This is a genomic window from uncultured Xanthomarina sp. (genome assembly GCF_963971605.1).
In the GTDB taxonomy this organism is placed as follows: domain Bacteria; phylum Bacteroidota; class Bacteroidia; order Flavobacteriales; family Flavobacteriaceae; genus Xanthomarina; species Xanthomarina gelatinilytica.
The window spans coordinates 1-21,084 of sequence record NZ_CAXATZ010000010.1; the positions used below are offsets into that span (position 1 = coordinate 1).

27 protein-coding genes are annotated in these 21,084 nt (G+C 34.2%); 12 read left to right on the top strand and 15 right to left on the bottom strand.

Annotated elements, in window-relative coordinates; genetic code table 11:
• The 7 genes from AACY93_RS05625 to AACY93_RS05655 form a co-directional block, all read left to right on the top strand.
• On the top strand, nucleotides 1-486 hold a 486-nt coding region (locus tag AACY93_RS05625), incomplete at its 5' end, for an AAA family ATPase (protein WP_339611400.1).
• Nucleotides 487-532: 46 nt separating this feature from the next.
• Nucleotides 533-1,261, top strand: coding sequence for an ABC transporter ATP-binding protein (locus tag AACY93_RS05630; RefSeq protein ID WP_286854133.1), 729 nt, complete (start codon nucleotides 533-535; stop codon nucleotides 1,259-1,261).
• Nucleotides 1,258-2,364, top strand: coding sequence for an ABC transporter permease (locus AACY93_RS05635; RefSeq protein ID WP_339611402.1), 1,107 nt, complete (start codon nucleotides 1,258-1,260; stop codon nucleotides 2,362-2,364). Before AACY93_RS05630 ends, AACY93_RS05635 begins: the two co-directional genes overlap by 4 nt.
• Before the next feature lie 92 nt (nucleotides 2,365-2,456).
• A complete protein-coding gene (locus AACY93_RS05640; RefSeq protein WP_339611404.1) occupies nucleotides 2,457-3,578 on the top strand; it encodes an ABC transporter permease in 1,122 nt (373 codons plus the stop codon).
• 10 nt (nucleotides 3,579-3,588) lie between these two features.
• Complete coding sequence (locus AACY93_RS05645; protein ID WP_339611406.1) at nucleotides 3,589-4,338, top strand: TIGR00730 family Rossman fold protein; 750 nt, start codon at nucleotides 3,589-3,591, stop codon at nucleotides 4,336-4,338.
• A 17-nt stretch (nucleotides 4,339-4,355) separates the two neighbouring features.
• Complete coding sequence (locus AACY93_RS05650) at nucleotides 4,356-4,757, top strand: hypothetical protein (RefSeq protein WP_339611408.1); 402 nt, start codon at nucleotides 4,356-4,358, stop codon at nucleotides 4,755-4,757.
• Between the two features lie 122 nt (nucleotides 4,758-4,879).
• Nucleotides 4,880-5,719, top strand: a complete 840-nt coding sequence (locus tag AACY93_RS05655; protein WP_286854121.1) for a restriction endonuclease — start codon at nucleotides 4,880-4,882, stop codon at nucleotides 5,717-5,719.
• A gap of 60 nt (nucleotides 5,720-5,779) precedes the next feature.
• Here the strand turns inward: AACY93_RS05655 and AACY93_RS05660 are convergent, their stop codons facing one another.
• Both AACY93_RS05660 and AACY93_RS05665 read right to left on the bottom strand, forming a co-directional pair.
• Entirely contained in the window at nucleotides 5,780-6,241 is a 462-nt protein-coding gene (locus tag AACY93_RS05660; RefSeq protein ID WP_286854120.1) for a cold shock domain-containing protein, read from the bottom strand.
• 302 nt (nucleotides 6,242-6,543) lie between these two features.
• Nucleotides 6,544-7,890: a T9SS type A sorting domain-containing protein gene (locus AACY93_RS05665; RefSeq protein ID WP_286854118.1), complete on the bottom strand. Its 1,347-nt coding sequence runs from the start codon at nucleotides 7,888-7,890 to the stop codon at nucleotides 6,544-6,546.
• 232 nt (nucleotides 7,891-8,122) lie between these two features.
• On the opposite strand from AACY93_RS05665, the gene AACY93_RS05670 reads away from it, so the two are divergent.
• On the top strand, nucleotides 8,123-8,413 hold the full coding sequence (locus AACY93_RS05670) for a DUF3817 domain-containing protein (RefSeq protein ID WP_007649211.1): 291 nt from the start codon (nucleotides 8,123-8,125) through the stop codon (nucleotides 8,411-8,413).
• Nucleotides 8,413-9,660, top strand: coding sequence for a mechanosensitive ion channel domain-containing protein (locus AACY93_RS05675; RefSeq protein ID WP_287005616.1), 1,248 nt, complete (start codon nucleotides 8,413-8,415; stop codon nucleotides 9,658-9,660). Before AACY93_RS05670 ends, AACY93_RS05675 begins: the two co-directional genes overlap by 1 nt.
• Here the strand turns inward: AACY93_RS05675 and AACY93_RS05680 are convergent.
• Nucleotides 9,653-10,048: a hotdog domain-containing protein gene (locus AACY93_RS05680; protein ID WP_007649215.1), complete on the bottom strand. Its 396-nt coding sequence runs from the start codon at nucleotides 10,046-10,048 to the stop codon at nucleotides 9,653-9,655. The two genes, AACY93_RS05675 and AACY93_RS05680, sit on opposite strands and share 8 nt — an antisense overlap.
• Nucleotides 10,049-10,231: 183 nt before the next feature.
• Here AACY93_RS05680 and AACY93_RS05685 point away from each other — a divergent pair, with 183 nt between their 5' ends.
• Nucleotides 10,232-10,633 (top strand): glyoxalase, encoded by a 402-nt coding sequence (locus AACY93_RS05685; RefSeq protein WP_339611413.1) that lies wholly within the window; start codon nucleotides 10,232-10,234, stop codon nucleotides 10,631-10,633.
• Between the two features lie 3 nt (nucleotides 10,634-10,636).
• Entirely contained in the window at nucleotides 10,637-11,083 is a 447-nt protein-coding gene (locus tag AACY93_RS05690) for a transcription elongation factor (protein WP_287005615.1), read from the top strand.
• Here the strand turns inward: AACY93_RS05690 and AACY93_RS05695 are convergent.
• The 5 genes from AACY93_RS05695 to AACY93_RS05715 all read right to left on the bottom strand — a co-directional run bounded on the left by AACY93_RS05695 (nucleotide 11,076) and on the right by AACY93_RS05715 (nucleotide 14,219).
• Nucleotides 11,076-11,753: a DUF2461 domain-containing protein gene (locus AACY93_RS05695; RefSeq protein ID WP_287005614.1), complete on the bottom strand. Its 678-nt coding sequence runs from the start codon at nucleotides 11,751-11,753 to the stop codon at nucleotides 11,076-11,078. The two genes, AACY93_RS05690 and AACY93_RS05695, sit on opposite strands and share 8 nt — an antisense overlap.
• Nucleotides 11,754-11,831: 78 nt before the next feature.
• The gene (locus AACY93_RS05700; RefSeq protein ID WP_287005612.1) at nucleotides 11,832-12,380 is read right to left on the bottom strand and encodes a hypothetical protein; all 549 of its coding nucleotides are present in this window, start codon (nucleotides 12,378-12,380) and stop codon (nucleotides 11,832-11,834) included.
• Nucleotides 12,381-12,425: 45 nt separating this feature from the next.
• A complete protein-coding gene (locus tag AACY93_RS05705; RefSeq protein ID WP_287005610.1) occupies nucleotides 12,426-12,629 on the bottom strand; it encodes a hypothetical protein in 204 nt (67 codons plus the stop codon).
• A gap of 140 nt (nucleotides 12,630-12,769) precedes the next feature.
• Nucleotides 12,770-13,276, bottom strand: a complete 507-nt coding sequence (locus tag AACY93_RS05710) for a DNA starvation/stationary phase protection protein (protein ID WP_287005609.1) — start codon at nucleotides 13,274-13,276, stop codon at nucleotides 12,770-12,772.
• A gap of 160 nt (nucleotides 13,277-13,436) precedes the next feature.
• On the bottom strand, nucleotides 13,437-14,219 hold the full coding sequence (locus tag AACY93_RS05715) for a tRNA pseudouridine(38-40) synthase TruA (protein ID WP_287005607.1): 783 nt from the start codon (nucleotides 14,217-14,219) through the stop codon (nucleotides 13,437-13,439).
• A gap of 98 nt (nucleotides 14,220-14,317) precedes the next feature.
• On the opposite strand from AACY93_RS05715, the gene AACY93_RS05720 reads away from it, so the two are divergent.
• Nucleotides 14,318-14,755, top strand: coding sequence for a hypothetical protein (locus AACY93_RS05720; RefSeq protein WP_007649230.1), 438 nt, complete (start codon nucleotides 14,318-14,320; stop codon nucleotides 14,753-14,755).
• Between the two features lie 36 nt (nucleotides 14,756-14,791).
• Here the strand turns inward: AACY93_RS05720 and hisIE are convergent, their stop codons facing one another.
• The 7 genes from hisIE to hisD all read right to left on the bottom strand — a co-directional run bounded on the left by hisIE (nucleotide 14,792) and on the right by hisD (nucleotide 21,083).
• The gene (gene hisIE / locus AACY93_RS05725) at nucleotides 14,792-15,388 is read right to left on the bottom strand and encodes a bifunctional phosphoribosyl-AMP cyclohydrolase/phosphoribosyl-ATP diphosphatase HisIE (protein WP_040491812.1); all 597 of its coding nucleotides are present in this window, start codon (nucleotides 15,386-15,388) and stop codon (nucleotides 14,792-14,794) included.
• Between the two features lie 62 nt (nucleotides 15,389-15,450).
• Nucleotides 15,451-16,206 (bottom strand): imidazole glycerol phosphate synthase subunit HisF, encoded by a 756-nt coding sequence (hisF, locus tag AACY93_RS05730; protein ID WP_007649232.1) that lies wholly within the window; start codon nucleotides 16,204-16,206, stop codon nucleotides 15,451-15,453.
• A gap of 1 nt (nucleotide 16,207) precedes the next feature.
• Entirely contained in the window at nucleotides 16,208-16,939 is a 732-nt protein-coding gene (gene hisA, locus AACY93_RS05735; protein WP_007649233.1) for a 1-(5-phosphoribosyl)-5-[(5-phosphoribosylamino)methylideneamino]imidazole-4-carboxamide isomerase, read from the bottom strand.
• A 1-nt stretch (nucleotide 16,940) separates the two neighbouring features.
• The gene (hisH, locus tag AACY93_RS05740) at nucleotides 16,941-17,537 is read right to left on the bottom strand and encodes an imidazole glycerol phosphate synthase subunit HisH (protein WP_007649234.1); all 597 of its coding nucleotides are present in this window, start codon (nucleotides 17,535-17,537) and stop codon (nucleotides 16,941-16,943) included.
• Nucleotides 17,538-17,641: 104 nt separating this feature from the next.
• Nucleotides 17,642-18,775, bottom strand: coding sequence for a bifunctional histidinol-phosphatase/imidazoleglycerol-phosphate dehydratase HisB (hisB, locus tag AACY93_RS05745; RefSeq protein WP_286854091.1), 1,134 nt, complete (start codon nucleotides 18,773-18,775; stop codon nucleotides 17,642-17,644).
• Entirely contained in the window at nucleotides 18,772-19,803 is a 1,032-nt protein-coding gene (gene hisC / locus AACY93_RS05750; RefSeq protein WP_286854089.1) for a histidinol-phosphate transaminase, read from the bottom strand. Before hisC ends, hisB begins: the two co-directional genes overlap by 4 nt.
• Nucleotides 19,800-21,083 (bottom strand): histidinol dehydrogenase, encoded by a 1,284-nt coding sequence (gene hisD, locus AACY93_RS05755; RefSeq protein ID WP_286854087.1) that lies wholly within the window; start codon nucleotides 21,081-21,083, stop codon nucleotides 19,800-19,802. Before hisD ends, hisC begins: the two co-directional genes overlap by 4 nt.
• Nucleotide 21,084: the final 1 nt, after the last annotated feature.

Consider the following 21,084-nt stretch of genomic DNA (forward strand, 5'->3'; position numbering starts at 1 on the left):
CTGGCTTTGAGTTGTGCTTTAATACACAAACCCAAAGTATTGTTTCTGGATGAACCTACAACTGGTGTGGATCCCGTTTCCAGAAAAGAATTTTGGGACATGTTAAAACGCTTGCAGCAAAAAAACATTACCATATTGGTGTCTACACCATACATGGATGAAGCTGCCTTGTGCGATAGAATAGCTTTGATTCAAGATGGACAGATATTACAAATCGACACACCAGAGGCTATTGTAAAACAATATCCTAAAACCATTTATAATGTAAGTGCCAACAACATGTATCAATTAATTAACAGTTTAAAGGCCTATCAATATCAACATAGTGTGTATCCTTTTGGAGAATTTGTGCATTACACAGATGTACGAAATGATTTTAAAATCAACGATTTAAAAATGTATTTGGAAGCTGAAAAACTTTTAAATATTAAAATAGTAAAAACCCAGGCTACCATAGAAGACAGTTTTATGGAATTGGCAAAATAACCAAACAGAACCTGCAAGCTTTCAAAAACCTAGTAGGGTTACAACAATGAAAAAAACCAACGTCATACAAGCAGAAGACTTAACCAAAATGTTTGGCGATTTTAAAGCTGTAAACGGCATTACTTTCGAAGTTAAAAAAGGAGAGATTTTTGGTTTCCTTGGTGCCAATGGTGCCGGAAAAACCACTGCCATGAAAATGCTTATTGGTATTTCCATTCCAACTTCTGGAAAAGCACACGTAGCCGGTTTTGATGTGTTTACACAAGCTGAAGACATTAAAAAGAACATTGGTTACATGAGTCAGAAATTTGCGTTATACGACGATTTAACGGTTAAAGAAAACATTAGCTTTTTTGGTGGCATTTATGGGTTAACAAAAGCTAGAATTAAAGAAAAAACCAAGGAACTTATTGAAGATTTGGGTTTGCAAGAGGTATCCAATCAATTGGTTGGATCCTTACCTTTGGGTTGGAAACAAAAAATATCCTTTTCCGTGGCTTTGTTGCACGAACCTAAAATTGTGTTTTTAGATGAGCCAACAGGTGGCGTGGATCCCATTACCAGAAGACAGTTTTGGGAAATGATCTACAAAGCAGCCCATGATGGCACAACCATTTTTGTTACCACACATTATATGGATGAAGCCGAGTATTGCGATAGGGTTTCCATTATGGTAAATGGAAAAATAGAAGCTTTAAATACCCCAAAAAAATTAAAAGAACAATTTCAGGTTGATAATATGAACGATGTGTTTCTAAAATTAGCTAGAGGATGAAACGTTTTGTAGGCTTCATAAAAAAAGAATTTTACCATATTTTTAGGGATACACGCTCGTTGTTTATCCTATTTGGCATGCCCATCGTTCAAATTTTACTGTTTGGTTTTGCCATCACCAACGAAATCAACAATGTGGACATAGCCATTCTAGATCATTCCAAAGATGCTACAACCAAAGAAATCATTAATAAAATTTCGGCTTCAAAATATTTTAGCATCAAGCAAATATTGGAACGTGAAACAGATATAGAAGCTGTTTTTAAAAAGGGAAAAGTAAAAGCTGTATTGAACTTTGAAACAGATTTTGGCAAGAACCTTATCAAAGACCATCAGGCAACGGTTCAAATCATTACAGATGCCACAGACCCAAATACAGCCAATACCATTAGCAATTATATAAATTCCATTTTACAGAATTATCAACAGGAGCAAAATAAGGCCATCCATATTGATTATGTGATTGTGCCAGAACCACGAATGGTTTACAATCCAGAATTAAAAAGCGTGTATATGTTTGTACCTGGAGTTATGACCATTATTTTAATGTTGGTTTCAGCCATGATGACCTCTATTTCAATCACCAGGGAAAAAGAACTTGGAACCATGGAAATTTTATTGGTATCTCCCATAAAACCTTTTCAGGTAATTATTGGCAAGGTATTCCCATATATTTTTCTGTCTGTAATAAATGCTGTAGTTATAGTTTTATTAAGCATCTTCATCTTTAAAATGCCAGTACAAGGGAGTTTGTTTTTATTGGCGCTGGAAAGTGTGCTCTTTATTATTTCGGCATTGGCTTTGGGGATTTTAATCTCAACCATATCTGCAACGCAGCAAACAGCAATGATGATTTCGTTAATGGGACTCATGCTTCCTGTTATCTTATTATCTGGTTTCATTTTTCCAATATCCAGTATGCCATTGCCACTTCAGGTTTTAAGCAACATTATTCCGGCCAAATGGTTTATCATCATATTAAAAGGAATTATGTTAAAAGGTGTTGGATTGGAATTTATATGGAAGGAAACCTTGATTTTACTTGGAATGACCATCCTGTTTATAGGATTGAGCGTAAAGAAATATAAAATTAGGTTGGAGTAATTATAGACTAGAGAACTTTATCCTGCACAGGTTTTTTAAAATCTTGTAGGTTTCAGGAATTAAAAAAGAAGTTTCCACTTTGTGGAAAATATATGAAAACAATAAGATACATTATACAGAAGGAGTTTAAGCAAATCTTTAGAAATAAAGGCATGTTACCTATTATTTTTGTGTTACCACTACTCCAACTCATCATATTGTCCAATGCAGCAACCTTTGAAGTTAAAAACATCAAATTTGCCTATATAGACAATGACCATAGCGCGTCTTCCAGGGCTTTGATAGATAAATTTGAAGCATCCACCTATTTTGATGTACTTACTGTATTTCCATCAGAAACTCAAGCAAGTTCTGCTATGCTGAAAGGAGAGGTGGATGTTTTCCTGGAAATCCCATCACATTTTGAACGCGATTTACAAAAAAACAAAACAGCAAGTTTAGGGGTTACCCTCAATGCCATTGATGGAGCTGCAGCTGGTGTTGAAAACGTATATGTTACACAAATCGTACAGAGTTACAACAAACAAATTAAAACAGATTTAATGCAGGTTTCAGATGCTCAAATCCAACCTGTAACCATTACCAGCATTCCACTGTTTTGGTATAATGAAACCCTTAACTACAAAACGTTTATGGTTCCCGGAATTTTAGTGTTACTGGTTACCATGATTACTTTGTTCCTTTCTGGAATGAATATCGTAAGAGAGAAAGAAATTGGCACTTTAGAGCAGATAAATGTTACTCCTATCAAGAAAAGTCAGTTTATCGTAGGAAAACTTTTTCCATTTTGGGTAATTGGAATGGGATTGTTGACCATAGGTTTAATTATTGCAAAACTTATTTTTAATGTTCCCATGATTGGGGATTTGTTGCTCATGTATTTTTATACTTCCATTTATATTTTAGTGATACTTGGTATGGGCTTGTTTATCTCCAATTTTACAGATACACAACAACAAGCCATGTTCATTGCTTGGTTCTTTACGGTTATTTTTATTTTAATGAGTGGTTTGTTCACACCTATTGAAAGCATGCCAGGATGGGCACAAACCCTAACGGAATTCAATCCTATCAAGTATTTTGTTGAAGTGATGCGTATGGTTATGCTAAAAGGTTCTGGGTTTGTGGACATACTTCCCCAACTTGTTAAAACCCTTGTTTATGCAATTATAATGAATGGCCTGGCTGTTTGGAGCTATAAAAAAACCACTTAAACTTACTATCATGAAACGCCAAAAAAACTATAAACTTGCAACAGACGAATCCTTGTTTGTAAGAGGGCCTTTATCGCGATTCAAAGAACTGACCTTTGCTTTTAAGGTGTTTTTCAATTTTATAAATGCTTTTAGAAAAATGCACTTTATTGGGCCTTGTGTTACCGTTTTTGGTTCTGCACGATTTACCAAAGAATCTGAACATTATAAACATGCTGAAAAAATTGGGGCAGAATTGTCCAAACTGGGATTTACTGTGATGACAGGTGGTGGTCCTGGCATTATGGAAGCTGCAAATAAAGGTGCTTTTGAAGCTGGCGGTTATTCGGTTGGTTGCAATATCATTTTACCCTTTGAGCAAAAACCAAATCCGTATCTTCATAAATGGATAAATATTCCTTACTTCTTTATACGTAAAGTTATATTGGTAAAGTATTCTTATGCTTTTGTAATCATGCCTGGGGGAATTGGTACATTAGATGAGCTTTTTGAGGCGTTAACCCTAATCCAAACCAAAGTTATTCAAAATTTCCCTGTGGTTATTTTCGATTCAGAATTTCACAAGGAATTATGTGAACACATTGAATTAATGGCAAAAAATGAGAGCATCAGCCCTGAAGATATGGAGTTGTTGTTTGTTACGGATTCTGTTACTGAAGTGATAACACATATTGAATCTCACGCCATTAAAAAATTTGGGTTGATCAACCAAAAGGACAGACCAAAATGGTGGTTGGGAGAACGTAAAACAAAAACATAACTTTTATGAAAAAAAACATGAATACAGTTTCTATGCTAAGCGCCATCATATTGCTCATATTTGCTTTACTTACATTGTTCATGAGCAGTTCGGTTATTTTCGATTGGTTTAATATAAGAGCCAAAGAAGGCAATTATGTGCTTTTTATTGTTTGGATCAATTTTATTTGTAGCTTTTTATATCTCTTGGCTGTTTACGGATTTGTTAAAAGTAAAACATGGACCTTTTATGTGTTGCTATCAGCTTTGGTCCTTTTAATACTTGGGTTTGTGGTTTTACTGTTTCACATTAAAAATGGAGGCATTTATGAAACAAAAACCATAACTGCAATGCTATTTAGAATGATGTTCACCCTTGCCTTTTCATTAATAGCTTTTTGTATATTCATTAAAACGCCATGGAGAAAGCAATTACCATAAGCTTGGTTTTATTGATAACACCACATGCTATTACTAAACCGAAGAGGTTTTCATCACTGGATCCCTATGATTAATCTTGTGATATCATGACAGAGATTTTAAGATTTTAAAAACAGTACCTTATGGAAAGACAAATTTTTATTCAAAAAAGCAATGGTGAAACAGAGCTGTTTAAATTTGAAAAATTACGCCAATCGCTGCTCTCTTCTGGAGCAAACAAAGACACCGTTGATACCATAGTGGCGAAAATACAAAAGGAGGTCTATGATGGCATGTCGTCCAACAGCATCTATAAAAAAGCCTTTGCATTATTAAAAAAATACAATAAAATATCTGCTTCCCGATACAGTTTAAAGCGTGCCATTTTCGATTTGGGACCTACAGGTTACCCTTTTGAGAGGCTGGTAGGAGCTTTGCTAAAGGAAAAAGGCTTTCAAACCCAAGTGAGCGTGATTTTAAATGGGGAATGTGTTACCCATGAGATAGATGTTTTGGCAGAAAAAGAGGGCTTTGTGTATGCCATAGAATGTAAATTTCATTCAGATCCCAAAGGCAGCAGTAACGTAAAAGTACCTTTGTACATAAATTCCAGGTTTCTGGACATACAAAAGCAATGGAACAGCAATCCAAATAACAAGACCCACTTAAAACAAGGTTGGTTGGTTACCAACACCAGGTTTACCGAAGATGCCATAAACTATGGCAGGTGCATTGGGTTGACTTTGTTAAGTTGGGACTATCCTAAAAACAATGGCTTAAAAGCGAATATAGATAGCTTGGCACTTTACCCTGTAACAGCTTTAACAACCTTGACCAAGAAGGAAAAGCATCTGTTAATGGACGAAAACATAATTTTAGTAAAAGAATTAAAACACGGAAAAAAAACCATGCAAAAAATTGGGATTTCAGAGCTTAGAATGCAACGTGTTTTAAAAGAAGTTGAAAAGCTATGCCATTTATAATTAAAAAATCCCATCAAAAAATAAATTGATGGGATTTATACATGCAAATTGTAATTCTGTTTATTCCACTAGTTTCACTCGAACGGCATTCATGCCTTTCATGCCCTTTTCAAGCTCAAAAGAAACTTTATCGTTTTCTTGTATATCATCTATCAAACCACTGACGTGACAGAAGTATTTTTCTTGATTTTCTGAATCCAAAATAAACCCAAATCCCTTAGAGTTATCAAAAAACGAAACTTTACCTTGTCTTACAGGATCAAAAGCTTCAACTTCGCTGTCGTCGCGCTTTGGGATGGACACCTCAATACTTTCGGCATCTACTTTTACTTTCATGGATGGGTCTGGAGGAGTATCGGTTAAGTTCCCATTGTAATCCACATAAGCAAACTGGATACCTTCGTTCCTTCCTTCTTCTTTTTCAAGTTTACGGGCTTCCATTTTTTTACGCTTATCTTCACGTTTTTTTAAACGCTTTTTTTCTTTTTCACTTTTATTAAATGTTTGTTGTGATTTTGCCATTCGTTGTTTTAAAAATTAATTGATAATGTATTGCATAAGAAGAAGTTAAAATACTAAACGAATGTTTCGATAAGAACCATGTAAATTATTAAAGAACCTAAAGATATGATATGTAATACCTGTGTTATGCTATTAGGTATATCTTCTCTAACTCCTACAAAGATAAGGCTTTCATTTTAATTTATTTAAAGAATGGCCTGTCTTTTTTGGAAGCCTCAAAATATTCTCTCTGTTCATAGTAAAGCTACGCTGTGGTATAGAAACATTTTATTGTAGCTTTCCTGTAAATTTAAGCGCCAGATTTAATTAAGCAGAAGTTTTTTGGTCTCTGATGTACTTTCAGTCATTATTTTAACCAAATACAACCCAGAGCTTAATTTATTTAATGGTACGTAATTGGTACCAAAACTTAATTTTTGGCTATGAATCAATTGTCCTTTAATGGAGTATAACTCGAAAGTGGCGTTTTTGGTTTTAATGGAAACAGTAACTTGTTCTGTGGCTGGATTTGGAAACATTTGAAAAGTAAATTCATTTGCTTCATAAACCGATAATGCTTCACAATCCGATTCGTTCTCCACAAATGCACTTACATCGTCTATGATCCAATTATCGAGAAAGCTTGCTTCGGCATCATCCACATAAATACAACTTAAATTGTTGTTTTGTGACATTACAAATTCTGAAATATGGCTATTATTGCCATTTCTAAAATCGACCATGGATAAGTTATTGCCTTCACATTTTATCCATCGTAAATAGGAATTGTTTGAAATGTCCAAGGAAACTAAATTATTGAATCTGGCATAAAACAACAATAATCCTGGAGCATTGGAGAGGTCTATTTCACTGATATTGTTATCACTAATAAACAATCTTTTTAAATCGGTATTGGTAACAATATCCAAGTTGGTAAGATTGTTGTTTCTACAGTCCAAATAGCTAAGTTCTGTATTTGGTGCAATAGGTAAGTTGTTTAAATTGTTGTTACTGCAAGACAGTGTTTTTAAATTAAAATTTTGTGATACATCCAGTTCATCCAATGCATTAAAATCCACATGTAAATATTTTAATTGTGAATTGTTTAAAAGATCCAAAGTTTCTAATTGATTTGCATAACATCCTAAAAACTCCAAACTTGAATTGCCTGACACATCCAAAGCAGTTAAATTGTTTAAGCTAACCGATAATTCTTCCAAACTAAAATTAGCAGAAACATCTATGGCAGTTAATTGGTTTGCACTTATTTGTACTTTATGTAATTTGGTATTCTGACTTAAATCTATGGAATTGATATTATTGTCATTGGCATTGAGTTCTTCCAAGTGGCTATTTTGGGAAATATTCAAGCTACTTAAAAGGTTGTAAGAACAATTTAATTTTTTCAAACTTGTAAACGCTTCAATACCTGATAAATCCTGAATATACTGATTGCTTACGTTTAGATAGTAAACACCTACTGCATCGCTATTCAAGATAGTTCCATTTAGGCCATTGGTATCTATGTTCAGGTTAATCAAGGCCTGTTCAAAATTCGTATCTGGAACAGCTGTTGTAGCTTGGGCAAAGCTATTAACCTGACCAAAAAATAAAAGTAAGATAAAAGATGGTATAACCTGTTTGTATATGCCTTTAATGGTAGGTTGCATATTTTAGTGTTTAGTTTTTAATATTGGTTGCTTACATAATTATGATATAAAGGTATTACAATAATAAAATGAGCAGTCATTTTATCGTTATGATTTAAATTTTTCCGATAACTTACTGTTTTTTACTTCTATAAGTATTTTTTTAAGCTAAAATCCCATTCGTTAAAAACATTTTAAAAATGCTGTAATTTATCTTTGGTATTGTATTTTTGCCAATTAAAATAATAAGCATATGTTTTCTTTATTAAACATTTTTAGACTAGTGGCGCTTTTAGAAGGGATTTCCTATATATTATTGTTGTTTATAGCAGTGCCAATTAAATATTTTGGCAACGATCCACAATATGTAAAAATGCTGGGCATGCCACATGGACTATTGTTTGTGGCCTATATTATTTTGGCCATTGTTTTAGGTTCAAAATTAAAATGGAAATCTAAATCTTTGTTGTTTGTTTTGGCAGCATCCATAATACCTTTTGGAACTTTTTATATAGATAAAGTTTATTTAAAACAAGTATCCTAATGAACGAATTGCAATGTTTTTTTTACGATTATTTTGTTTCGCTTCAGGTTTCTGAAACAGCAGCAAAGTATCTAAACATGCTATGTTTGGTACTTATTTTGGCTGTTGTTATTTACATTACAGATTATATTGCACGCAGGATATTGGTAAATGCGTTCACTAAATTCTCAGCTAAATCCAAAACCAATTTCGACGACTTATTGGTGAACCATAAAGCACCAAGGAACATTGCTCATATAGTTCCCTTAATTATTACCATTAAGATTTTTCCTGTTGTATTTTACGATTTTCCACATTTTGAAAGCTATATAGTAACCATTTTAAAGGTTTATGGAGTATTCTTAACCATTTGGATCATTAAAAGTCTTTTAAAAACCTTTGAATCCTATTTTAAAACCTTACCACGATTAAAGGATAAACCCATAGACAGTTACATACAGGTAGCCATGTTGTTTGTATGGATTATAGGTATTGCTTCCTGTCTTGCCATTTTAATAGATCTGTCCTTTATCAAGTTTTTTACAACTCTTGGTGCTGCATCTGCTGTTTTATTGTTAATCTTTAAAGACACCATTCTGGGTTTTGTAGCCAGTATTCAGCTATCCATAAACGATTCGGTTAGAATTGGGGATTGGATTACCATGGAAAAGTTTGGTGCAGATGGAGATGTTATTGAAATTAACCTGTCTACCATTCAGGTTCAAAATTTCGATATGACCATTACACACATTCCTACCTATGCTATTTTAACAGATTCCTTTAAAAACTGGAGAGGCATGCAATCTTCTGGAGGAAGACGTATTAAACGTGCGTTGGTTTTAAAAGCGAAAAGTGTACACTATTTAAAGGATGAACAAATAGAAGCGCTTAAAAAAATAGAGTTGATTTCTGATTATTTAACCCAGAGACAAAAAGACATTACAAGTTATAATGACACTCACAATGTAGATAAATCCACCTTGATAAACGGGAGAAACATGACCAATTTAGGAGTGTTTAGAAAGTATTTGTTAAGTTACATTCAAAATCATTCAGCCATTAACAAAGACATGTCCATCATGGTTAGGCAATTGGAGCCTACACCTCATGGGTTGCCTTTGGAAATTTATGCTTTTAGTAGCGATAAACGTTGGGAAAACTACGAGTACATCATGTCTGATATTTTTGATCATGCCATTTCTGCTGTGCCGTATTTTGAATTGGAGCTATTTGAATACCCAACCGATTTCCCAAAGTTCACTACGTAGTTTTTTTCAACCTGTCTTTAACATATTCCAACCTCTTTTTTCCATGAGGTGTTGGTTTGCCTTCTTCATCTAGATTTACCATCACAATATTATCTACTGTTAAAATGGTTTCTCGGGTCATTTTGTTTCGTGCCTCACAATTTAATGTAATGGATGTTTTTCCAAATTTCACAACGCTCATTCCCAATTCAACAATATCCCCTTGTTTTGCAGAGCTATTGAAGTTAATTTCAGAAATATACTTTGTCACAATTTTAGAATTTTCCAATTGAATGTTTGTGTATAAAGCAGCTTCTTCGTCTATCCAAGCCAACAAACGGCCACCAAACAAAGTGCCGTTTGGGTTTAAATCTTCGGGTTTTACCCATTTTCTTGTATGGAATCTCATATTAAATCTGTTTTTTAGGGTCTTTCAAAGATACCTAATAATAGCATGATAACTGCAAAAAGGACATTATTTACTTCTATGTGCATATGCTTTTTCTCTATTTGTTAATAACCCTGTTAATATTGAAAATGGGTTCCATGAAATTTCCATGTCAATATTTATAAATTTAAGAAAACTTATAAAATGAACAGATCTACAGACCTATTAGAGTGTCGTCCTCAAATCTCTTCAGCTTTGTTTTCAAATTCCATGAGCGATGACGAGCGTTTTCAAAACGCTACTTTAAGACCCATAATAAAACTTCAAGGAGATTTATTTGTTGAAGTTTTTAAAAATTATGTCAACAAGCATAAAAATGTATTTTTTGGTTTATCGGTTGAAAAGCAAATAGATTACATAGAAAATGCCATCCAAAAAGACATGAAATTCCGAAACTCCTTAAAAGGGATGGTTATTGGGCAGTTTACGGTTGAGGAATATCGGTTTTACATTACCAATTCTTCAGCTTTAAACAAACGTATGATGCATTTGGTTAAAGAAAAATTAATTAGCAATATTCAAGTTTTTCATCCTATCTTTGTATAAGATATGAAGGTAAAAGAACAATTATTACAAGCTTGTTACAGCTATGTAAACAAGCGTATTGCTAGTTATAAAGACGAAATAGAAACCATAAAGGAATCTATTGAGAGCAATGACAAAGCAAATGATGAAGGTGACGATTCTGGCAACGGAAAACTGTTTAATGATTTAGAGTTGAATTTGCAGTATTTAAACGATGCCAAAAAAATGCTGGACACCTTAAATGTAATCAACCCAAAAACAATGAATACCAATGTGGTTTTAGGAAGTTTGGTAAAATCCACCTCCAATCATTTTTTTATTGCCATAAGTATGGGCAAAATTGAACTTGATGATGCAGACTACTTTAGTATTTCTCTAGGTTCTCCCATTGGGCAACTGCTTAAAAACAAAGTTGTGGGAGATGTTATTGTTTTTAACAACAATACGTTTACCATTACAGATATTAAATAAGCAATTCGCCATTTAAGTTGGTTGTAAGCACGTCACTCATATAATCAAAATAAGGTCTTACCGCTTTAAAGGATGTATTGACCTCTTCAAGGAACGTTGAAGAAAGCACTTCTTGGTCTGTGAACTTTTTAGTGAAAATATATTGTTTTTTACGAATCAAATCTATTGCAGGATGGTCTTTATCAAAATTCCTTGGAGCTGTTTTCAATTCATCTCCCACAAGATCTCCCCAAACATTTTTAAACGATTTATTTGAAATTATCTGTCTTATTTCCGTATCGTCCATCTCAAATTCCTTCCTAATCCTAAGCAAGTCCGCTTTATTGGGTTCCCAAAAACCAGTAGCAATAAACGATTGATTGTTGGGAGCCAAATGCAAATAGTAACCACCTCTCAATTCTGGTTTTCTTCTGTGGAACGAACCTCCAAAATGAGTTTTGTAAGGTTGTTTGTTTTTAGAAAAGCGCACATCTCTATAAATTCTAAATAATTTAAGTTTATCTATGTCGTCGTGGGTTCTCAAGGCATCCAACACCAAGTTATAAAAGGCTTTGGTTTGCTTTTCAACTTGTTTGAATTCCTGTTTATGTGCATGAAACCAATCGCGATTGTTGTTTTTCTCGAGTTTGATTAAAAAACTGAACAAGTCTTCAAAAATAATGGGCTTCATGCTTTGATGTATTTTAAGTTAAAGGTACAAAAAAGTCCTGCTATATTGCAGGACTTTTCTTTAGTGTTTTAAAAAGTATTATCTGGTCATTTTAAATACTTTCTTAACAATGGTATTGCTATCAGCATCGTAATACTCAACTATAAAATTGTTGTTGGCATCAAAATACCCAATACCATTATAGTCTTTAGAGCTGAACACATAGTTATTGGCTCTGCTGGTACTCATTCCATGACCATATTTCATTCCTGCATCTGCTCCTACTTCCGATACGATAAATCCGTTATCAATTCTTTTAAAGATATAGTTATCGTCGTTATAGGTGTAATAAACAGACTTGGTTTTGGAATCGTAAAAGGGATCCATGTCGTTGTCCACCTCAATGGTTTGTGTCACTTTTGAAGGAGAATTCACAACATCTTGATTTACTTTGTGTTTATCACTTTCAGCCAATTTAATTTGTTGTTCTTCCCGTGTTGTAACTTTTACTTTTTTCTCTACCACTTCCCTTCCATCATCTACTGTAACGGTTTTGGTTGTGGTTTCTTCAGATACATTTGTAGGCTTTTCCTGTGCAAAAAACACAGTAGGCACTAGAAATGCAGCTATATATATTAAATGTTTCATTTTCTTAAGGTTTTAAAGGTTACTAAATCTTTACTGGACTTGGGTTTAGTTGCCATCTACTGCATCTTCAACTTCGTCTGCAGCGTCTTCAATGCCGTCGCCAACATCTTCTGCAGCTTCTTCAACATCATCTCCTACTTCGTCCATTGTTTCTTCAATTTGTTCGTCTGCTTTTTTTTCGTCTCTACAACTGGTAAACACGGTTGCAAATGAAAATAAAAGGGCAAATATCAATAAGATTCTTTTCATGTTTATAAATTTTATGGTTATACTTAAAAACTTGATTATCAAATTTCTATATACAAATATGATATAAAATATGCATTTGAATTAGCTTTAAAGAAAAACATCTTAACTCAAATAACACATTTTAAGTTTTTTGAAGTGGTTTAAGAGGCTTCCATAACATTTTCCTTAAGGGTATCTGTGGATTCCTTACTCCAAGCATCCAACATCCAACTGGATTTTTCAAGTTCGCGAATGTAAGCTCCAATCAAATCTATGGTACCTTCATCGGTTACTGCATCTGCTTTTTCTATAACCAAATTCATTTGTTTTAAAAGTGTTTTATGATCGTTTATAATATCCAAAACCATTTCTTTATCAGTTTGTAGAGCAGAGGCTTCTTTAATGGAGGAAACTTTAAGATAATCGCTATACTTGCTCATAGGATGGTATCTTAAGGTAAGAATGCGTTCTGCAATTTCATCAATCTTCACTCTTGCATCTGTATAAAGTTCTTCAAACTTATTGTGTAAATCGAAGAAATTTTTACCCAAAATATTCCAATGATTACTTCTTAATTTTTGATAGTATAAATGGTAATCTGCCAGTAGGTTGTTTAGTTCCATTACTACTGGTAATAATTTTTCGTCTTGCATGTTTAAATAGCTCATGTGTTATATTTTTTTGGTTCACTATATAAACTATGGATTAGAAGCACATTACCAAGTTGTTTAACAAGGTTTAACGGATTTAAGTTTTAATTAACTTAAATTATGTTAAAGAAATTTTGAAGTGTTAAAATTATTAGGGATTCCAGAGGTGCGATGTAGCTTATTGAAATTCGATGTCGTTTAAAATCAAACCGGAAGCTGGAGCAATATAATCCATAACTTCGGTGCTTTCTGGTTTTAAAGTTGCTTTTATATATTCTAAAGAAATATCGCCTCTACCAAGTTTTATTAAAGCTCCCATCATGAGCCTAATTTGATTTCTCATAAAACCTTGTCCCCTAACACGCAACATGTAAGATGTTTCCGGAAAGAAATTGGCAGTAAACAAGGTATTTTCAACAATTTCGCAAGTAAGGATCTCTCTATCGTATATACCATTATTGGTTGCTTTATAACAATAGGTTTTGAAATTATGACAACCCTCGAACAATTTGGCACCTTGTTTCATAAGTTCAACATCCAACTCTTCCAGAATGGTTGTCATGATTGGGGCACAAAATGGATGGTATTTTCCTCCATGGGCAAACACATATAGATATTCTTTAATTTTGGCATGATTGATAATATTAAAATTTTCATCTACTTCCCGTACCGAAAGAGCCCGAATATCTTGTGGTAAATTATGGTTAAACAAAGCCAAAAAACCTTTCAAATCTTCTAAGGGTTCAAAAACAAACAGCTCAAAAGCAGCTTCCTGCGCCGAAACCATGGCGTCTGTTCTTCCAGATCCCAAAGTTTTAAAACGTTTGCCCTCAAAAATAAAATTTAAGGTCCTGTCTATCATTAAATGAACCGTTTTAATTTTTGGCTGTTTTTGCCAACCATGAAAACGGTACCCTAAATATTGAACTTTTATTAAGTAATAATATTTTTTATTGAACACGGCTTTGCTTGATTTGATTGTCGAAAATAATCCATTTTAAACAACTGCCAAATTTTTTATACCTTGTAATTCTATTAACCACTAATTCAAACCAATTTATGACAGACATTTCAACAAACAAACCACCATTATGGTTTTGGATAGTAAGTATTGTTGCTTTAATCTGGAACCTTATGGGTGTTATGGCTTACCTAGGACAAGCCTACATGACAGATGCTGACCTGGCAGCCTTACCAGAAACCGAACAAGCGCTATATGCCAATGTGCCTGCATGGGTTACTGCTGCTTTTGCCATTGCTGTATTTGGAGGTGCATTGGCATCCATCACCTTGCTACTGAGAAAAAAAATAGCTAAAACCCTTTTTATTATTTCTTTAATTGGAATCGTGGTACAAATGAGCTATAACTTATTTATGAGCGACGTTATGGAAGTATATGGTCCTGGAGGTATGATCATGCCAATAATGGTACTTATTATTGGAGTGTACCTAATTATGTTTTCCAACAAAAGTATTACCAGAAACTGGATTTCCTAATGCAACATGAAATTTTCACAAAGGCATTGGATCATTCTAATGCCTTTGTTTCAATTTGTTTATCACATCTTGTAATTGAAATCCCTTGGCCTGCAATAAAATTAGATAATGAAACAGTAAATCGGCACTTTCGTTTAAAAACAAATTATCATTGATATCTTTAGCTTCTATCACGACTTCTATTGCCTCCTCTCCTACTTTTTGGGCTATTTTATTGATACCTTTATCAAATAAGGAAGCTACATAAGAATCCTCAGGCTTCCCATTTTCTTTTCTGTGTTTGATTATATCTTCAAGTTGAGAAATAAACCCGAAGGACTCTGTGTTTTTTTCTTGCCAACAGGTATCTGTTCCCTTATGACAGGTAGGTCCAGAGGGGTTCACCTTTACAAGTAAAGCATCATTGTCACAATCCAACAGCATGCTCACTAAGTTCAAATAATTTCCACTTTCTTCCCCTTTGGTCCATAAACGCTGTTTGCTCCTGCTATAAAAGGTCACTTTTCCCAACTTATTGGTTTTGTTTATAGCCTCTTGATTCATAAATCCCAACATCAACACCTTGTTGGTGGAAGCATCTTGAACAATGGCTGGGACCAAGCCATCTTTATATTTATCAAAATCAATTTTCATGTCTATATTCTGTAAAGCTGAAATATGTTGTCTCCCAATAAGACTGAATATCTTAAAGGGCACTAAAGTCTTACTTCAATATTGTTTTTTTTCAATTCTTTTTTTAAATCTAAAATATCTATTTCACCAAAATGAAATACACTGGCAGCCAAAGCTGCATCTGCTTTTCCTTTTTGAAAGGCATCAATAAAATGTTGAGGGTTTCCTGCTCCACCAGATGCTATGATGGGAATATTCAATTCTTCGGAAAGTTTTTTTAAAGCGTTATTGGCAAAGCCTTTTTTGGTTCCATCGTTGTTCATGGAGGTGAACAAGATTTCACCTGCACCTCTATTTTCTGCTTCTTTTGCCCAATGGAACAAATTCCATTTGGTAGGAATACGTCCTCCAGCAAGATGAACCATCCATTGTCCATCAATTAGTTTTGCATCTATTGCAACTACAATACATTGACTGCCAAATTTAGCAGCTAATTCGTTGATTAAATCTGGACGCTTTATTACCGAGGAGTTCAATGATACTTTATCGGCTCCACATTTTAATAGCTTAGCCACATCATCAATGGAAGTAATGCCTCCACCAACAGTAAAAGGAATATTAATTTGTTCGGCTACTTGTAATACCAGTTCAAAAATGGTTTTTCTGCCTTCCACTGTTGCAGAAATATCAAGAAACACAAGTTCATCGGCACCATTTTCTGCATACAATTTCGCTAAGGCCACTGGGTCTCCAGCATCTTTTAAATCAATAAAATTGACACCTTTAACTGTTCGTCCATTTTTAATATCCAAACACGGAATAATTCTTTTTGTAAGCATTTTAAACGTGGGTTTCTAAATCTTTAAGTCTGATTTTTCCTTCGTAGAGGGCTTTCCCGATGATAACTGCTTCACAACCAATATCTTCCAATAAATTAATGTCTTCTATACAGGAAACTCCTCCAGAAGCTATTAGTTTTATGGCTTGACCGTTACTATTGGAACAGGAATTAATAATGTTTTTATATAAATCTATAGAAGGTCCTTCCAACATGCCATCTTTGGATATATCTGTACAAATAACATATTGGATGCTTTTTTTCTGATAGTTTTTAATAAAAGGAATTACTTCCAAAGTACTTTCTTCTTGCCAACCACTGATGGCTATTTTTTCATTTTTACAATCTGCCCCAAGAATAATTTTTGTGCCTCCATATTTTTCCAGCCAACCCTCGAAAGTTTTGGAATCGTTAACAGCAATACTTCCTCCTGTAATCTGTTTTGCTCCAGAATTAAAGGCTATATGTAAATCTTCATTGGCTCTAATACCTCCTCCAAAATCTATTTTTAAGTTGGTTTTGGATGCAATTTGCTCCAAAACCTTATAATTGACGATATGTTGAGCTTTAGCTCCATCCAAATCCACTAAGTGCAAGTATTCTATGCCTGCAGCTTCAAACTGTTTGGCCACTTCCAAAGGGTTTTCGTTATATATTTTTTTGGTGTCGTAATCCCCTTTTGTGAGTCTTACGCACTTTCCATCTATAATATCAATTGCTGGTATGATTCTCATATTATAATTCAATAAAATTCTTTAATATTTTTTCTCCTGCGAGACTGCTTTTTTCTGGGTGGAATTGGACACCATAAAAATTGTTTTTTTGCAATGCTGAAGCATAAACCAAACTGTATTGCGTTAAAGCAATGGCATCTTTGCAATTTTCAGCATAATAACTATGTACAAGATACATATATTCATTTTCAGAAATACCATTAAAAAGCTTAGATTTTAAATTAGTTATGGTATTCCAGCCCATTTGTGGCACTTTTACTTGATTTGAAAAGCGTTTTATGGAAACATCAAAAACGCCCAACCCTTTGGTATTGCCTTCTTCGGTGTGGTTACATAATAATTGCATGCCCAAACAAATGCCTAAAACAGGTTGCTTAAGCTGAGGCAGCAACAGATCCAAACCTTTTTTCTTAAGCATATTCATGGCACTACTGGCTTCTCCAACACCTGGAAATATAATTTTGTCTGCTGTTAAAATTTCGGTTGGTTTATTGGAAAGCAATGCCTCTACACCTAACCGTTTTAACGCAAATTGTATGCTTTTAATGTTTCCTGCGCCATAATCAATTATTACGAGTTTTAAAGTTTTTTTGTTCATTTACTTTTTCTTTTGCTTGAAATTTGTTGTTACAAATTCCAAAAATTCTAAAGACATCTTCCAAAAATCAGCCTTTTGGAATTTACCATATTTTTTATAGGATATTACAAAACACCTTTTGTTGAAGGCAAAATCATTTTATTTACATCTCTTTTTACAGCCATTTTTATAGCTTTTGCAAAAGCTTTGAAAATAGCTTCTATTTTATGATGCTCGTTTGTCCCTTCTGCTTTGATGTTTAGGTTGCATTTAGCTCCATCTGTAAAAGACTTAAAAAAGTGCATAAACATTTCTGTTGGCATATGGCCTATCATTTCACGTTTAAATTGCGCTTCCCAAACCAACCAATTTCTACCTCCAAAATCTATAGCTACTTGTGCCAAACAGTCGTCCATGGGCAGACAGAAACCATATCGTTCCATCCCTAATTTATTCCCTAAAGCTTTTTCAAACAAGTTGCCCAGCGCAATAGCAGTATCTTCTATGGTATGGTGTTCATCCACTTCCAAATCTCCTGATACCTGAATGTTTAAATCCAATTGACCATGTTTTGCAATTTGGTCTAGCATGTGATCAAAAAAAGGAATCCCTGTTTGAATATTGCTTTGTCCCGTACCATCAAGGTTCAATGCCATTTTAATTTGAGTCTCCTGCGTAGTTCGCTCTAAATATCCAGTACGATCCCTTGTTTTTAAAAATGTATATATTTGTTCCCAACTATTGGTTTCCAGAGCTATATTCGCATTTAAATCTTCTTGGTTTACCGAGATTTCATTAGTTCCAAGATAAGTTTCATCGTTGATAAATATCCCTTTGCAACCTAAATTTTTAGCAAGTTCCATATCTGTCAATCGGTCTCCAATTACAAAAGAATTTGCCAAATCATATTCCGATGTAATATAGGAAGTCAACATTCCCGTATTTGGTTTTCTTGTTGACGCATTGTCTTTCGCAAAAGTTCTATCGATACATTGTTCTTTAAAGATGATGCCTTCAGCCTGAAAGGTTTTAATGATGAAATCATGGACTGGCCAAAAGGTGTTTTCTGGAAATGCCTCTGTACCCAGACCATCTTGATTGGTAACCATCACCAATTCAAAATCCAATTCCTTGGCAATTTTACTTAAATACTGAAATATATTTGGGTAAAAATCCAATTTGTCAAAAGCATCTATCTGCTCATCTTTGGTTTCTTTTATAAGGGTTCCATCCCTATCTATAAAAAGTACTTTTTTCATTGTAAGTCTTTTAAGGTGTTAATTAAATTTTGGTTTTCTTTTGGTGTGCCAACGGTCAATCGTAAACAATTTTCACATCCAAATTGAGTGCTTCTATTTCTTACAACTATGCCCTTCTCAACCAATTGTTTGTATCGCATTTGGGCATCATCCATTTTTACTAATAAAAAATTAGCCTGAGACGGATGGACCTTTGAAATGAATTGTATGGTCTTTAATGTTGAAGTTAAAAGTGCTCTCTCAGATTTAATCAGCTCTATTTCAGAAGCAATTTCAGTTAGGTTTTTCAGTCTTTTTAAAGCTGCTGATTGCGTCAAGGTATTTATGTTGTAAGGTGGTTTGATGTTATTTAATATGGACACAATATCTTTTGAAGCATAGCAAATTCCCAATCTAATTCCTGCCAAACCAAAGGCTTTGGAAAATGTTTGAGTGATTACCAGGTTGGGAAATTCCTCCAGTCTTTGCAACCAGCTTTTTTGTTCAGAAAAATCAATATAAGCTTCATCCAAAACCACGATTCCCTGAAATGCCCTTAGCAACCTTTCCATGTCCAATGGATTAAAACTGTTACCTGTTGGGTTGTTTGGAGAACACAAAAACAAGACCTTTGCATTGCTTATCTTGAGAATCTTGGATACTTGAAGGTTAAAAGAGGCTGTTAAAGGCACTTCAACAACTTCCAACGCATTTATGTTTGCCAACACTTGATACATGCCATAAGTTGGAGGTAAAGTAATGACTTTGTCTTTGTTGGGTTCACAAAAAGCTCTCAAAATCAAATCCAATGCTTCATCACTACCATTTCCCAAAAGAATGTTTTCTGGAGCCACTTGCTTAATTTTTGAAAGTTCTGCTTTTAGAAGTTCTTGTTTTGGATCTGGATAACGGTTCATACCATTGTTAAAAGGGTTTTCATTGGCATCCAAAAATACCATCTCACCATTAATTTGCTGATACTCATCCCTTGCAGAAGTATAGGGTTTTAAGGCTTTTATGTTGTCTCTAACTAAATTTAAAATATTCATGATATGTCCTTTAATCTTATGGAAACAGCATTTTTATGAGCTTGCAAGCCTTCGGCCTCAGCCATTAATTCAATGGCTGGCCCAATATTTTTCAAGCCTTGTTTTGAGATGTTCTGAAACGTGATACTTTTTGTAAAGCTATCTAAATTCACTCCTGAATACACATTACTGAATCCGTTTGTTGGTAAGGTATGGTTGGTACCAGAGGCATAATCTCCTGCACTTTCGGGTGTGTAATTACCAATAAAAACCGAGCCTGCATTAAGAATATTGTCAACAAAGTAATCATTGTTTTTTGTAGCAATAATCAAATGCTCTGGCGCATAGGCATTAATTAAATCCAATGCATCGGTCTCTTGCTGCATATATATAAATTTGGAATTGGATATGGCTTTTTCCGCAATCGCTTTTCTTGGCAAGTCCAAAAGTTGCTTGGATATTTCGTTTTGTACTCTTTTAATGAATGCTTCGGAAGAGGAAACCAAAACAACCTGACTATCCACTCCATGTTCTGCCTGACTTAACAAATCGGATGCCACATAAGCTGCCTGAGCCGATTGATCTGCCACCACAAGCAGTTCACTTGGTCCAGCAGGCATATCTATTGCAACACCATATTTTGTGGCCAACTGTTTGGCAACGGTTACAAACTGGTTGCCTGGTCCAAATATCTTAAATATTCGAGGCATGGTTTTGGTTCCAAAGGTCATGCCTGCAATAGCCTGAATGCCACCTACTTTATAGATTTTATCAATGCCACAAAGTTTTGCTGTATATAAAATTTCATTGGCAACCTTACCTTCTTTATTTGGAGGTGTGCACAGCACAATGTCCTTACATCCTGCTATTGTTGCAGGAATAGCCAACATTAAAACCGTGGAAAACAATGGAGCGGTACCTCCAGGAATGTACAAGCCTATCTTTTCTATTGGTCTTTTTTCCTGCCAACAAACCACACCTGGAGTGGTTTCAACTTCCAATTTATCGGTTTTTTGCGCTTGGTGAAATTTCTCAATATTGGATTTTGCAAGTTTGATGGCTCTTTTCAGTTCCTCTGAAACCAAATTGGAAGCCAATTCCATTTCTTCTTCAGTTACCATGTTGCATTGCTGTGAAGCACCATCAAAAAGTTCGGTGTATTTTTTTATGGCTGCATCTCCATGACGCTTAACATCATCAAAAATCTGATTGACGGTAAGCTCTATGTTTTCCATGTTTTGTGTGGGTCTTTTTAAAATTGAAGCCCAAATTTTTCTATTTGGATTTATTATTGTTTTCATA